The following is a 13,503-nucleotide window of genomic DNA, read 5'->3' as shown; positions in this document are numbered from 1 at the left end:
ATTCAAGTTAACTTTTTTTATTTACTTTCTAATGGGGATTTTTACTACAAAGGTAGTACCTTTATCTAGCTCACTTTTAAAGCTAATGCTTCCCTGGTGAATATCTACAAAGTCCTGTACAATCGTTAACCCCAATCCCGTTCCTGAAACATCTCCGACATTGGAAGCACGATAAAAACTACAAAAAAGATTTTTTTGTTCTGCTTTTGGTATACCTATCCCTTGATCTATGATTTTAAAAAGGATATTTTCTTCCTCAAATTCAATCTTTATGATTACATCTTCATTATTTCTAGAGTACTTCACTGCATTGGTTAGTAGATTTGTCAAAATCGTACTAAGAAGAAATTCATCCGCATTGGTAAAAAAAGTTTCTTTTTCACTGATAAAAATAATATTGGAAGATAAAGATATGCTCTCTCGAATCGGCTCTAAGATGGCTTTTGTGAGTTTAACAACATCAATAGGTTTTGGATTGAATTTTACGCGCTCAGCTTCCACTTTTTCAACCAATAATATATCTTTCAGCAATTTATTGATTTGCTTTGTTGCCTTTTTTATGCGTTGTGTATGCTTTGAGTTTTCTGAATTTTTCCAATTTTTGTCATAGACCTCTAGAAACTGTATTGTAGATAAAATAATGTTTAGCAGTGTTCTTAGCTCATGCGACACCATGGATAAAAGATTATACTTTAGTTTTTTTTCTTTTTCTTTCGCTTTTTTGTCTGTTATATCTATGATAGACTCCATTAAAAATGTTCTATTAGAGAGTGTAATTTTTGTAATTCTATGCTGTTTCCATGTTCCGTCACTTTTTTTAATTTCAAAAGATTTTTCAGTGAGACAATCCTTATGTTGGCAGCAGGGCTTGTCATAGCCTAATGTCTCCCAGCAAGGATAAGTCTCTAAAAAAAGCACTTCTTTTTTTGCATAATCGTTAGCAAAAACGATTTCATGGCTATCAGGATCAATAATAATCACAAATTCTTCCATCGTATTTAAGAAGGACAAAATACTTTTGTTCTCTTTGCTTTGTAAGTCAAAAAACATTTTTTTATTGTCATCAAGCATTTCTTTTGTTAATATCAATCTCACTACCCCCCGTCTAAGGTTTTTCAATCTATCCTTCTATATCGGGTAATATTACGTTTGCAACGCGTTTCTTTTTACTGTAAAAGTCTTCTTCAGTTTTTTCCTCCTTTAAAAAAGGTTTCTTTTCTTTTTTATTCATGACAAATCTGTTATCCGTCTTTTTCTTTACTTCTTTCCTTACTTCCTTTAATAAAAATTTTTCCTCCATTTTAAGCCACTCCTTATACTTTACACTGCTAATCATCAAAGTAACCCTTCATCGTAGTTGATACCCTTTCATTCCTTTCATTATAGACGAGTTTCTTTCCTGCCATACTACTACTTCGGTAATCTGTAAAATATTTCGGTAAACTGTTATGTTTTGATGCTACACCGATAATTTTTGATAGTTCACCTATAAATCCTTTCCTCTTTATTCATTTTGTCTTAAAATTTAGTCATAGGGAATTTAGAGGTTTTTTAAAATATTTTGTTAGAAGGTGAATCATTATGGCGTTTCCTGAAAAATTAGCACAGCATTTAACTTATTCCTTTATAAAAGAAAATTTGCCAGATAAAGAGCAAAAAGAATTAGACAGGATTGAATATGGACTTGCTTCGTTTTTTATTGCTTTTCCTAAACTTGTTGTATTATTTTCTATAGCTGTATTTTTAAGTTTTTATATAGACAATTTCATTATTTACTTTGCAATCGTTCAGGTTAGCTATGCTTTGGTTCGAGCTTACGCCTGGGGCATGCATCTTAAAACAGACTTAGGTTGTTTATTTGGTAGTTTTATTGTATTGTTTGGTATTACCTTAATGGGGGTTTTTTATCCCCTCCCCCTTGTTGTACTGTTGCTGCTTTGGGGCATAAGTATAGGGCTTCTCTATCGCTATGCTCCAGCTGCTACAGAAGCCCGACCTTTAAGGAGTATGACTTTAAGAAAAAAATTGAGAAAAAAACTATTGATTATAACATCACTGCTATTTATCGCTGCTTTCATCAATGCAAAAAATCCCTATGGGACACTGATTACACTGTCGGTTTTGGGGGAGAGCCTTTTTACCACTCCCTTGATGTATAAGCTATTTCAATTAAAAGGAGGAGAAACCAATGAAAAAAACTAATTTACTTACTGCATTAGCTAGTCTACTAAGTGTTTTTGCCTTTATCTTCACCATTCAACATGGATGCGGAACATGGGGACTGAGGGAGGCTAAAATGCCAGAATCTATGATTGAAGAATAATCCTATAGCACACTATTCAAACATAAAAGCAACAGGTGTCTAATGTAGACACCTGTTGCTTTTACGTCAAACTACCTATTGACTGTTTTTCTATAATCAATTCTTGAATAAAAAGATCTCCATCAATAATGGTGCTGTGGACAATAAAGGGATATTTTTTTACCTTTTCTGTCACCAGCCTTAAGCCATGCCCCCCGTCAAAGCGTTGTTTTTCCTCCATGGATTCCTTTTTGAAGGTATTTTTAATGACAAAATTGGTATACTCCTCTTCACAGGCTATCTCAATCCACAGGATAGGGATCTCTGCCTCTTCAGCATGTCTGATGGCATTGTCCAGAAAATTTCCCAGCATAAAGTTTAAATCCATTTGAAAATCATAATCTTTCCCCAGCTTCACTTCCTCACCGTTGATATTGATATTGATATTGATTTCTTTTGCCTCCGCTTCATTAATTCTCTCAATAAACATCCCCAATAGGATATAGTCCTTGATTTTGGTCATCACCGTTAAAGAATCCTTGGTTAAGTGCTTGGTTTTTTTCACCACCGATTCATAATATTCCACCAAGGCCTCCCAATCCCGCTCTTCTCCGTAGATAAAGCCGGAAAACCCCGTCAGATAGTTTTTCCACCCATGCTTCAACTCCCGATAACCATTGAGAAGGTTTTCTATCACCGTCAAATATTCCTGTTGATTTTGATAGAGGATTTTCTGATAGTAAAAATCATTTTCTAAGAAGGTATAGTTTAAGGAGATGGTAATATAGGCAATCACCAGAATAATATGCACGATAGAAACCAAAACATTCATTTCATTTGCATAGTAGAGGAAGGTATAAAAGTTAATAAACAGCATAGAAAACACGGTTATAATATATAACACAATATTCTTACTTTTCACCTGTACTGTCTTGCCATAGGTTTTATATAATAATATATATTTTAGTATATATAACAACAATGCAATCGTCGCAAAGGATATCAGATTTGCAGTAAAAAATAGCTTTGTGTCATTTTGTATCTCTATCATTGTGACCCCTAAGGTGCTCACCATAATAAAAATAGCAAAAACATTTCCCAATAGTGCTACAACCGCATAGATAAATACCAGGAAGATGGTTTTAAGAATCGTTGTTTTTAATAAAGCAGTTGTAGTCAATCCATAGGTTGTAAGCACTATAGCTGTTTTAAAGTTATAAAGATATTGCATTTCGCTGTGAATCATTACTGTTATAGCAGTAGAAATGAAAAGCAAAAAGTACAATTTTATATATTTATTCTTAGGTATTTTTAAAAATAGTCTCAAAACATTAATATAAATTAAAACTTCCATGGCAATTACTATCGCACTGGGAAAATTGTCTATTGTCATCATAATTCTTTTTCCATTTCCCTTCTCACTTTCTTTTTTTGTATTTGTATGCTTGCAGATCTTTATTTTTTAGCCATTGCAGCCAATGTATCCTCAAATTCAAGACAAGGAATCCTTGATTAAGTCTTTGGTCTTTTCCACCACCGATTCATAGTAGGCTACCAAAGCCTCCCAGTCCTTCTCTTCCCCATAAACAAAACCAGAAAACCCTGCCAGATAATCCTTCCATCCATGCTTTAATTCCCGATAGTCATTGAGCAAATTTTCCGTCCTTGTCAAATATTCCTGTTGATTTTGATAGAGGATTTTCTGATAATAAAAATCCTTTTCCAAAAAAGTATAATCTAGAGAAATCATAATATAGACCGCCACCAGTATAAAATGCAAGACAGATACCCATATATTCATTTTACTTACATGATAGATGAAGGTATAATAATTGATAAAGAGCATGGAAAATACCGTCAAAATATAAAGAATGATGTTTTTAGCTTTGCTCTGCACCATCTTCCCATAGGTTCTATATAACAAAATATATTTTATTATATATAACAGCAAACCTACCACTGAAAAGGATACTATATTTGCAGCAAAAAATAGCCTCGGTTCATTTAATATCTCTACTAATGCAGTCCCTAATGTATTCTGCATAATAAAAATAGCAAAAACACTTCCCAAGAACGTCACAACTGCATAGATCAATGACAGAAAAACTGTTTTAAACACAGTGGTCTTTAATACAGCCATGATCATCAACCCATGAATTGTAAGCACTATCGCTGTTTTTAAGTTATGGGAATATTGGATTTTGCTGTGGGTGGTTACTATGATAACACTAGAAACAAAAAGAAAAAAATAGAGTTTTAAGTATTGTTTCTTAGCTATTTTTAAAAACAATCTTAAAAAATTCATATAGATTAAAACTTCCATGGCGATCACTATAACACTGCAAAGGTTATCTATCGTCATCATGAATTTTCCCCCATCACCCTTTTATCTATTTCCTCTTGTACTTCTCTGCTTCTGGACATAAATAGCCGTATGCCATTTTTCAGTACAATTTCCCCTTGCTTCTTATCGGTACTCTCGATATAATAAGGATTTACCAGTGTAGACTTATAGCATTGCACAAAAATACTGGGCTGTATTTTATTAAGCAGCTGCAGCATATCATTTAATCTACTTCTATGGATTATTTTTTCTCCCTGGATTGTATGTACTGTAAGATAGCCCTCCTTATGATGGGTCTCTATGTGGGTAATCACCTCTGCCTTCTTGTAGTGGGTTCTACCATAGGCTTCTAGCTTTATCAAGCCTACATTGGGATGCAGCTGCAAATCCTGAAGCTCTTTAATTTTCTTCAGCAGTCTCTTCATATGCCAGTCAAAGGTTTGTCTGTCTAAGGGTTTTGTCAGATAAGCAAAAGGTTCTATATTTCTGTTGAGGCTTTCCACAGCCCACTCCGCATAAGCAGTGATAAATATAATCTTTGTATTTATATTGATATTTCTTATCTTCTCAGCCAATGCTACACCATTGATTTTTTCATTTAAATTGATATCTAAAAGACAAATTTTAGTGGCTTCATCTTCTGTAACAAAGGACAGAACCTCCTCCGGCTGAGATGTAGCCACTAATAATTTAATGTCTTTATGGTCAATATAAGTTTCTAGCCAATCGCAGATGGTTTTTCTGGTTTTTGGATTATCTTCACATACAATAAAATCAATCTTCATAGGTTCTCCTCTACCTTTTAATTATCTTTATTGTGTTGTTTAACTCTTTCTTTTAATGCTGGTAATTGCCTCAAGTACTTCCCTGCCTATCTCATACTCTGGTGCTATCTCCACAGAACGTCGTGCATATTTTTCTGCCTTATTTAAATCATCTAGGTTTAAATAGGTAATAGCTAAATCACACAAAATGATAGGATGATTTAAGTCATAGGCCAATGCTTTTTTAAAATATTTCAAAGCTTCTTCATAGGCCTCTTCTTTTAAAAGTTTTGTGCCTAAGCCTTCATAAGCTTCAATAATGTGAAGCTTTATTCTCTCATTTTTCTTTGCCTCTGGGTGCTGTACAATTAAGTCTTCAAAGTATTTTACAGATTGTTGATAATGTTCTTGCTTGTTGTATTTAATACCCTTCCACATCAATTTATCGATTTCATCCTGAGATTTTGATTCACTAATATTTTCTCTCATTCGCCTATAGGGATTATTGCTTCTGTTTTTTAAAGATAACTCAAATAGGCGATCCGCTAAGGCCAATATTTCTTCAAGGTTTTTCAATTTATTAATATAGCCTTTAGGGATATGATTAAAACCTAAATAAGCACCTGCTAGTGTCAGCGCTAAACTGGCTACTGTATCTGTATCTCTTGCCATTAGGCATTGTTTCAATATTTTTTCATAGTCATTGGGGCTATTTAAAAAGACCAATAACCCATAGGGCAGAGATTCCAGCACATAAGCACCACTCCCCCATCGCTCTCTTGTCTCATCCACGTCTAAATCTTTTTGAACCGCCTCCATTAATTCTATATTCAGTCTTGTATATAAATTAGCAATTTGATTATTCTCCCTAGTACGATAAACATTTGTTTCTATACCTTTAATACTTTTCCCGCATGTAGCTATAAACTTACATAAGTCTTCCTTTTCCTTTAAGCTGAAGGGAGGTAAGTTCATTAAGTAAGCAATCGCCGTACCATGGGCAATACTAGAGGCAATGGCCATTTGGTCCATGTGGGTGATAGCGGATTGAATACCTGCCATTATTTTCAAAGAGATAAAATCCCCATAGTTAATCAAAGCTATAGGAGCGCAGCGCATAACAGCACCGTTTCCAGCGGACTCTACACCGCTTTTGTACCAGGGGGTTTTTCTATCACGATAATTATAAATAAACTCTTTAATGGTATTACCCATCTGGGTAATGGATTGTCTTACAAATCTGTTGGCCATATCTTCTGGGTAAAAACCTTGATGGATAATAAGGGATTCTGCTAACATAATGGTCATCTCTGTATCATCCGTAATATTTAGTGAAACAGCATAGCGATCGCCCTTTAAAAAATTGTTAATATATTCTACTTCCCTTGAAAGCTGGCCCTCTAAATAACTGCCATACACATCGCCTATGGCCAAACTCACTAAGGCACCACGAATTTTGTCTCTATATTCGACATTTGACGCAGGAACTAAGTTAATATTTTCGTTATATTCCATAAAAGGAGGCATATCTGCCTCTTCTACTAAAAAATTGTAAAGCTCTTCTAAAGATAATCCGTACATCTATCGACACCTCTTATAAATTATTTCCTTGAAGAAGTATTCTACATAATTTACCTATTTCCTTCTATTATGTTGAATCTATATCTATTGACTTTTAATTTTCTTAATGATATATTTAAGAAAATAAATAAGACCTTTAACTCTGTCCTGTGAGACTGAAAAGGGAAGTTGCCAGGTTTTTCAAATGGTTGCTTTGTTTGGTATGCCCTTCAGTCTGACTGCAAGGGTTTTATTTATGTTATACCTTTAATTTAGTCCGGGGAGACTAAAAAGGGAGTGGAAAACTCCCAAATTTAAAACAGGGAGGCATAAAAATGAGTTTGCAAGGTAGACACTTGATTGACCCTAATGATTTAACACTAGAAGAAATTCAACGAATTATTGATCTAGGATTAAATATTTATCATCATCCAGCGCAATACGCAGAAATATGCAAAGGAAAAATATTAGGTACTTTATTTTATGAGGCTAGTACCCGCACCCGTTTAAGCTTTGAATCTGCTATGCTGAGAATGGGTGGTAATGTTTTAGGTTTTTCTGATGCAGCCACCAGTTCTGTACAAAAAGGTGAAAGTATCGCAGATACCATCCGCGTCCTAGATGATTATGCAGATATTTTAGTAATGCGCCATCCAAGAGAAGGTGCGCCTAAATTAGCTTCTCAATATGCTACTGTACCCATGATCAATGGCGGTGATGGCGGACATCAGCATCCTACCCAAACTTTAACAGATCTTATTACCATTCAACACTACAAGGGCGAAATCAAAAATCTAAAAGTAGCTTTTTGTGGTGACCTATTATTTGGTCGTACTGTTCATTCTCTTTTAAAGACCTTGAGTAGATATCCTAATATAAGCTTTGTATTGATTTCTCCTCCTGAGTTAAAAATTCCCTATCATCTTAAAAATGATATTTTGCAAAACCATGATGTTGAAATTATAGAAACCCACTGTCTTGAAACCCATATGCATGAAATAGACATTCTTTACATGACAAGGATTCAAAGAGAAAGATTCTTTAATGAAGAAGATTATATCAAGTTAAAGGATAGTTATATTTTAAATAAAGATAAATTAGAACATGCAAAAGAAGACCTTTTGGTGCTTCACCCATTGCCACGAGTAAACGAAATCAGTTATGATGTTGATATTGACCCTAGAGGTAAATATTTTGAACAAGCAAAATTAGGGGTATATGCAAGAATGGCCTTAATGGCACTACTTTTGGGGGTGGTTGAATCATGTTAAAGGTAACCAGTATTCAAAAAGGTATTGTGATTGATCATATCAGCTCTGGTAAGGGTTTAAAAATCTTTGAAAAACTTAGTTTAGATAAAATCGATACACCAGTGGTTTTGTTGATGAAGGTGCCCAGCAAGAAGCTGGGTAAAAAAGACATTATCAAAATACAAGATTATATTGACATTGATCTAACCATATTGGGCTTAATCGACCCTAATATTACCATTAATATTATTGAAAATGATAGAACAATAGAGAAAAAGGCGATTGAAATACCAAAAAAAGTTTCAGGTTTATTTAAATGTAAAAATCCACGATGTATTACTTGTATAGACGATTATGCTGAGCCAGAGTTTACTTTAGTACCTAATGGCAAAATTCAATATAAATGTAATTATTGCGAAGAACTAACTGAATATCGTCTATAAAAAAAGCGCCTATAGCGCTTTTTTTTATTTATTATTTGCCATTTTCCGTGCTTTTTCTGTACAAGCCTCCATAGCCTCTATAATCGTTCCTCTAAAATGATTTTTTTCTAGTGTGTATACCGCCTCTATCGTGGTTCCTCCAGGAGAACAGACATTGTCCTTTAGTTCTCCTGGATGCTTACCTGTTTCCAGCACCATCTTGGCAGCCCCCAATACAGCTTGAGCAGCATAGGTATAGGCCTTTTCCCGTGATAAACCTTGAAGCACCCCCCCATCAGCCAAAGCTTCTATAAACAAATAGACATAGGCAGGACTACTACCACTAATGGCTGTCACCGTGTCCATTAACTTTTCATCTATGACGTCTGTCTTGCCTATGCTTTCAAATATAGACAAAACAGTGTCTAATTCTTCATCAGTCACTTCTTTATTCGGTGTTATCGCTGTCATACCCTCTCCTACAAAAGCAGGGGTATTTGGCATTGTTCTAATAATTTTTATAGGTTGTGAAAAGAATCCTTCTATATATTTTATAGATATACCAGCAGCAATAGAAACAATAATATGTTCCTTGGTAATAACATCTTTTATTTCCTGCAGTACATCTCCATATACATTAGGCTTTACTGCTATAATCAAGATTTTAGCCTTTTTTATAATCTCTATATTGTTTTCACATAAGTTAATATGAAGTTCTTTGCACATGTCTTCAGCTTTTTTTAGGTTTTTATCTGTAACATAAACATGCTTATAAATCTCAGAGAACTTGTTGGTTAATCCCTTTATCATCGCTCCCGCCATGTTGCCGGTGCCAATAAATCCAATTTTTTGTTGCAAATGAATCACCTCTTTAATTATTCACCAAAAATACTGTTGCTTTTTCCGTACCATCTAATAATCTTAATAAAATATTTTCCTTTTTTCCATTCGCCAGAATCATAGGTATCCCATAGGTATTTACCTTCTTAGCAGCTTCTATTTTTGTAGCAATCCCCCCTGTACCAAAATCATTTACTGTTCCAATTTCAATGGTTTTTAACAGTTCATCAATATCAGTGACTTCCTCTATAAGTTCAGCATTTGCATAGGTTTTCGGATTCTTATTATAAATACCGTCAATATCACTAAAAAGAATAAGAAGATCTGCATTCCAAAGGTTTGTTGTCAAAGCCGCTAAGGTATCATTATCTCCAATTTTTATTTCTTCCACACTTACAGTATCATTTTCATTGATAATAGGAACTACACCCTCATCTACTAAAGTAAAAAGCGTATTTCTTATATTTAGCGTTCGATGTGGATCTAAAAAGTCATCTCTTGTTAACAGCATCTGTCCAATATGAATATGCTCTTCTTCAAAAACTCTTCTGTAGGCATCCATCAACTCCACCTGTCCGATAGCACATAATGCCTGCTTATAATGGATATCTTCTTTTCGCATCCATTTTGCTAAGGTTGCTACACCAGCAATTCTTGCTCCTGAAGATACGATGACAACTTGTTTCCCTTCTTCCTTTAAGCAACTTACCTGTTTACTTAGATTTTGTAAAAAAGATTTGCATATTGTACCATCTTGATTTGCTAATGTATTACTGCCAATTTTAATAACAATTTTTTTGCTGTTATTGATAAGCTCCTTCATCATTTTTCATCCCTCTATCCTCTAATTTGTCCATTACCCACAATGGTATACTTTACTGTTACCAGCTCATTTAATCCCATAGGCCCTCTAGCATGCATTTTCTGGGTGCTAATACCCATTTCTCCTCCAAAACCAAATTCTCCTCCGTCTGTAAATCTAGTAGAAGCGTTGACGTAGACCGCAGCAGCATCCACTTGTCTTAAGAAGGTGTTGGCATGAGTAAAATTTTCTGTCAAAATTGCCTCTGAATGTTTCGTGCCATACTGGTTAATATGTTCAATAGCCTCATCTATATCTTTTACCAATTTTACTGCTAAAATATAATCTAAATATTCTTCTGCCCAGTCTTCATCCGTTGCCTTCTTTACATCTATCCATTTTTGTACTGCTGCACAGCCACGAATTTCTACCTTGCTTCCTATACGGTCATATAACTTAGGTAACAACACCTCAGCAACTTTTTCATGCACCAATAAGGTTTCACAAGCATTACAAACCCCTGGACGCTGTACTTTAGCATTTTCGATAATATCGATAGCTTTTTCTAAGTCAGTATCTTCGTCTACAAAGATATGGCAATTTCCTACACCCGTCTCTATCGTAGGTACCGTAGCATTTTTTACGACAAAATCAATTAAATCCTTACCACCTCTAGGAATAATTAAGTCAATATATTCATTTAAGGTTAACATTTCCTTGACAATGCCTCGATCTGTATCATCAACAAACCCGATCACCTCTTGAGATACATCACTGTTTTTTAATCCTTCTTTAATAGCATATACTAATGCTCTATTGGAATGAATAGAAGTAGAACTTCCCCTTAGCAGAATACAATTTCCACTCTTCAAAGTTAAAGAAAAAGCATCTACTGTTACATTAGGTCTTGATTCATAAATGATACCAATTACCCCTATAGGCACTGTCATTTTACTAATGGTTAAACCATTTTCCAAAGTCCATACATCGTTACTTTTCCATACTGGATCCTTCAAATCAATGATGGTAGCAATACTGTCCACCATTCCTTGTATTCTATCTTTGGTTAGCCGCAAACGGTCAATAAGACTTTCCTTCATCCCATTCTTTTTGGCATTTTCGATGTCTTTAGCATTTTCCTGTAAAATATAATCTGTATGTTGATTTAAGCTGATGGCCACTTGTCGTAACGCTTCATTTTTTGACTTTGTATCTATACTGACTAAAACCTGAGCTGCTTTTTTTAATGTTTTACATTGTTCAACGAAATTCATGATCTTACCACTCCTTTGAAAGTATTTTGACAATAAAAAAAAACCCTCATTCCCTGAAAGGGACGAGAGTTTACCCGCGGTACCACCCTAATTAGCTGAACTAGCTCACTTTCTGCAATCGTAACGTGATCACCACCGTAATGACTTTATCATCATAAGCTCCGGAGAGGGTTCAAAAGGTTAGTTTATAGGACTTCCACCAATATCCTACTCTCTATAAAACATCACCCTTTTACTATGCTCCTTCTTAGCATTTATCTATATTATATCTATGAAGTGAAATTTTATCCATCCAATGACTTTGTTATAATTTATAAATGATTATATATAAAATTTCTCAGGATGTCAACGCTCTCCCTAAGGAAATATCTAGATTATTTTTATCTTTGATGTATTGCTAAGACACCCGCTTCTTAGAGTGGACGATCAAACACTACATCTTCAAAGTAAATTCAGTTAAAATTCAGTGGCGTAGCCCCCTTGAATTAAGTCTCATTTTATATTTATTTTTTTGTTTAATATTTTTTAAAACGGGTATAATGCTATTGTAAATACATAAAATATATTATTTTGAAAAACATTAAGAGAGGAGATATACAAATATGAAAAAATACGTATGTACACCATGTGGTTATGTTTATGATCCTGAGGTAGGAGATCCAGATTCAGGTGTTGCAGCTGGAACAGCCTTCGAGGATATTCCTGATGATTGGGTTTGTCCTATCTGTGGGGTTGGTAAGGATATGTTCGAACCAGAAGAGTAAAATTTGTTAAAAAATGTAAGTTGTTGTATGCTACAATAACTTACATTTTTTTTTTGTAATCTGTGATACGATAACTTTATTACAAAAGAAAAGGAGGTAGGAATAAAAACCTATGAAAAATTATACGGTAACTTTTTTCACTATCCTTATGGTAATCTACATGATACTATTCACACCTATCATCTATGGAGAAAGTATCGTAAATACAGATGACCTGGAGGCAGATGCACCCGAAATCCTTGTGGAGGAAGCAGAAGCTATTGATAACAATGCTGATTTAGAGATAGACCCCTTAACCCTCTATAAGGTGAGTCTATCTACTATAATTATCAATGAATTCAGCCATGTAAATCCTCTAAGCAAGTTGATAGGTTCTACAACGCTACATTTATATGAACAACAATCTGTTAACAAAATCCCTTTAGAAGAACCTGTCATTTTGGAGTCACCTTATGTAGAAAATACAATAGTGGAGGACAGTAATACTCTAGAGAATTCACCGGATATAGACTTAGGCGTAAATCCAGTGAAAACAGAGGATCATCAACTCAAACCTGCAAACACTTTGAATAGTTCATCGCAAACCCAAAATAATACAGCCCCCTCTTTATCTGCAGAATCTGTTGATGGTCTGGAGGAGCATCCTGACTATAGGAACACCGACCACACAGAAGTAACTTCTTCAGAAACTGTTGATACCGTCGATGCTATTACTGTTGATGAAGATGTAGATAACATCAAAATTAAAAACATCACAGTTTTGAATGACCTTGATATAACAAATAGTTTGCAGCGTTTAGTGGTAAAAATCAATACTTCTGGTGCTAAGGAGGCCACACCTATTACAGTAGAACTTGTAACACAATATGGATCTTCTTTCAATCCTTCTATCATGGTATCAGGAAAAATTGATAAAAATGTATCTAGGTTGTCATTAACGATCCCTAACGCCTTACCCTCTGGCACCTATAGATTAAAAGTAACATCAGAAGAATTTATTGATGATTCTACAATCTATAGAATTTATTCGCCTAATAACAACAAAAGCTTTCCCAACAAAATGATTGAAATCATTGTAGGATTAGGTGTTCTTTCCTTCATCATAACTAGCTATTATGTTTATAAAAAACAACATACTTACACTGCGGTGAGGACAAGAGAATTAGAAGCTCCAAAGTAAT

At 34.5% G+C, this 13,503-nt stretch carries 15 protein-coding genes and 1 other annotated feature; of the genes, 6 read left to right on the top strand and 9 right to left on the bottom strand.

The genetic code is table 11. From position 1 onward, the window contains the following. Window positions 1-21: 21 nt before the first annotated feature. Window positions 22-1,089: a sensor histidine kinase gene (locus BJL90_RS08640; protein WP_070966635.1), complete on the bottom strand. Its 1,068-nt coding sequence runs from the start codon at window positions 1,087-1,089 to the stop codon at window positions 22-24. 31 nt (window positions 1,090-1,120) lie between these two features. Continuing rightward, window positions 1,121-1,300, bottom strand: a complete 180-nt coding sequence (locus tag BJL90_RS08635; protein WP_070966632.1) for a hypothetical protein — start codon at window positions 1,298-1,300, stop codon at window positions 1,121-1,123. Window positions 1,301-1,581: 281 nt separating this feature from the next. Here BJL90_RS08635 and BJL90_RS08630 point away from each other — a divergent pair, with 281 nt between their 5' ends. Together BJL90_RS08630 and BJL90_RS23055 are read left to right on the top strand one after the other, a co-directional pair. Then, the gene (locus BJL90_RS08630; RefSeq protein WP_070966629.1) at window positions 1,582-2,202 is read left to right on the top strand and encodes an accessory gene regulator ArgB-like protein; all 621 of its coding nucleotides are present in this window, start codon (window positions 1,582-1,584) and stop codon (window positions 2,200-2,202) included. After that, window positions 2,189-2,323 (top strand): hypothetical protein, encoded by a 135-nt coding sequence (locus tag BJL90_RS23055; RefSeq protein ID WP_257786405.1) that lies wholly within the window; start codon window positions 2,189-2,191, stop codon window positions 2,321-2,323. The genes BJL90_RS08630 and BJL90_RS23055 overlap by 14 nt, the downstream gene beginning before the upstream one ends. Window positions 2,324-2,384: 61 nt before the next feature. On the opposite strand, the gene BJL90_RS08625 is transcribed toward BJL90_RS23055, so the two are convergent. The 4 genes from BJL90_RS08625 to BJL90_RS08610 all read right to left on the bottom strand — a co-directional run bounded on the left by BJL90_RS08625 (window position 2,385) and on the right by BJL90_RS08610 (window position 6,991). Beyond that, window positions 2,385-3,698 (bottom strand): GHKL domain-containing protein, encoded by a 1,314-nt coding sequence (locus BJL90_RS08625; RefSeq protein WP_070966626.1) that lies wholly within the window; start codon window positions 3,696-3,698, stop codon window positions 2,385-2,387. 96 nt (window positions 3,699-3,794) lie between these two features. Continuing rightward, window positions 3,795-4,667, bottom strand: coding sequence for a hypothetical protein (locus BJL90_RS08620; RefSeq protein ID WP_070966623.1), 873 nt, complete (start codon window positions 4,665-4,667; stop codon window positions 3,795-3,797). Further along, window positions 4,664-5,431 (bottom strand): LytR/AlgR family response regulator transcription factor, encoded by a 768-nt coding sequence (locus BJL90_RS08615; protein WP_070966620.1) that lies wholly within the window; start codon window positions 5,429-5,431, stop codon window positions 4,664-4,666. The genes BJL90_RS08620 and BJL90_RS08615 overlap by 4 nt, the downstream gene beginning before the upstream one ends. A 39-nt stretch (window positions 5,432-5,470) precedes the next feature. Beyond that, entirely contained in the window at window positions 5,471-6,991 is a 1,521-nt protein-coding gene (locus tag BJL90_RS08610; RefSeq protein ID WP_070966618.1) for an ADP-ribosylglycohydrolase family protein, read from the bottom strand. A gap of 314 nt (window positions 6,992-7,305) precedes the next feature. On the opposite strand from BJL90_RS08610, the gene pyrB reads away from it, so the two are divergent. Together pyrB and BJL90_RS08600 are read left to right on the top strand one after the other, a co-directional pair. Next, window positions 7,306-8,241: an aspartate carbamoyltransferase gene (pyrB, locus tag BJL90_RS08605; RefSeq protein WP_070966615.1), complete on the top strand. Its 936-nt coding sequence runs from the start codon at window positions 7,306-7,308 to the stop codon at window positions 8,239-8,241. Next, window positions 8,235-8,663, top strand: a complete 429-nt coding sequence (locus BJL90_RS08600; protein ID WP_070966612.1) for an aspartate carbamoyltransferase regulatory subunit — start codon at window positions 8,235-8,237, stop codon at window positions 8,661-8,663. The genes pyrB and BJL90_RS08600 overlap by 7 nt, the downstream gene beginning before the upstream one ends. 24 nt (window positions 8,664-8,687) lie before the next feature. On the opposite strand, the gene proC is transcribed toward BJL90_RS08600, so the two are convergent. From proC to BJL90_RS08585, 3 genes are read right to left on the bottom strand one after another with little or no spacing between them, the layout of a single operon-like run. Next, window positions 8,688-9,500 (bottom strand): pyrroline-5-carboxylate reductase, encoded by an 813-nt coding sequence (gene proC / locus BJL90_RS08595; RefSeq protein ID WP_070966609.1) that lies wholly within the window; start codon window positions 9,498-9,500, stop codon window positions 8,688-8,690. 13 nt (window positions 9,501-9,513) lie between these two features. Beyond that, complete coding sequence (gene proB / locus BJL90_RS08590) at window positions 9,514-10,308, bottom strand: glutamate 5-kinase (protein WP_070966605.1); 795 nt, start codon at window positions 10,306-10,308, stop codon at window positions 9,514-9,516. A gap of 11 nt (window positions 10,309-10,319) precedes the next feature. Then, complete coding sequence (locus BJL90_RS08585) at window positions 10,320-11,558, bottom strand: glutamate-5-semialdehyde dehydrogenase (protein WP_070966602.1); 1,239 nt, start codon at window positions 11,556-11,558, stop codon at window positions 10,320-10,322. A 55-nt stretch (window positions 11,559-11,613) separates the two neighbouring features. Next, window positions 11,614-11,816, bottom strand: a binding site (T-box leader). Between the two features lie 344 nt (window positions 11,817-12,160). On the opposite strand from BJL90_RS08585, the gene rd reads away from it, so the two are divergent. Together rd and BJL90_RS08575 are read left to right on the top strand one after the other, a co-directional pair. Then, on the top strand, window positions 12,161-12,322 hold the full coding sequence (rd, locus tag BJL90_RS08580) for a rubredoxin (RefSeq protein WP_070966599.1): 162 nt from the start codon (window positions 12,161-12,163) through the stop codon (window positions 12,320-12,322). Window positions 12,323-12,434: 112 nt separating this feature from the next. Next, window positions 12,435-13,502, top strand: coding sequence for a hypothetical protein (locus BJL90_RS08575; RefSeq protein ID WP_070966597.1), 1,068 nt, complete (start codon window positions 12,435-12,437; stop codon window positions 13,500-13,502). Window position 13,503 lies beyond the last annotated feature (1 nt).

The organism is Clostridium formicaceticum, assembly GCF_001854185.1.
GTDB lineage: Bacteria > Bacillota > Clostridia > Peptostreptococcales > Natronincolaceae > Andreesenella > Andreesenella formicacetica.
This window is presented reverse-complemented; position numbering and strand designations above follow the sequence as displayed.

Coding starts and splice junctions, on each gene's coding strand:
- BJL90_RS08585 (WP_070966602.1), bottom strand. CDS start 11,558: ATGAATTTCGTTGAACAATGTAAAACATTAAAAAAAGCAGCTCAGGTT.
- BJL90_RS23055 (WP_257786405.1), top strand. CDS start 2,189: ATGAAAAAAACTAATTTACTTACTGCATTAGCTAGTCTACTAAGTGTT.
- pyrB (WP_070966615.1), top strand. CDS start 7,306: ATGAGTTTGCAAGGTAGACACTTGATTGACCCTAATGATTTAACACTA.
- BJL90_RS08620 (WP_070966623.1), bottom strand. CDS start 4,667: ATGATGACGATAGATAACCTTTGCAGTGTTATAGTGATCGCCATGGAA.
- BJL90_RS08575 (WP_070966597.1), top strand. CDS start 12,435: ATGAAAAATTATACGGTAACTTTTTTCACTATCCTTATGGTAATCTAC.
- BJL90_RS08635 (WP_070966632.1), bottom strand. CDS start 1,300: ATGGAGGAAAAATTTTTATTAAAGGAAGTAAGGAAAGAAGTAAAGAAA.
- BJL90_RS08615 (WP_070966620.1), bottom strand. CDS start 5,431: ATGAAGATTGATTTTATTGTATGTGAAGATAATCCAAAAACCAGAAAA.
- BJL90_RS08630 (WP_070966629.1), top strand. CDS start 1,582: ATGGCGTTTCCTGAAAAATTAGCACAGCATTTAACTTATTCCTTTATA.
- rd (WP_070966599.1), top strand. CDS start 12,161: ATGAAAAAATACGTATGTACACCATGTGGTTATGTTTATGATCCTGAG.
- proB (WP_070966605.1), bottom strand. CDS start 10,308: ATGATGAAGGAGCTTATCAATAACAGCAAAAAAATTGTTATTAAAATT.
- BJL90_RS08625 (WP_070966626.1), bottom strand. CDS start 3,698: ATGATGACAATAGACAATTTTCCCAGTGCGATAGTAATTGCCATGGAA.
- BJL90_RS08610 (WP_070966618.1), bottom strand. CDS start 6,991: ATGTACGGATTATCTTTAGAAGAGCTTTACAATTTTTTAGTAGAAGAG.
- BJL90_RS08600 (WP_070966612.1), top strand. CDS start 8,235: ATGTTAAAGGTAACCAGTATTCAAAAAGGTATTGTGATTGATCATATC.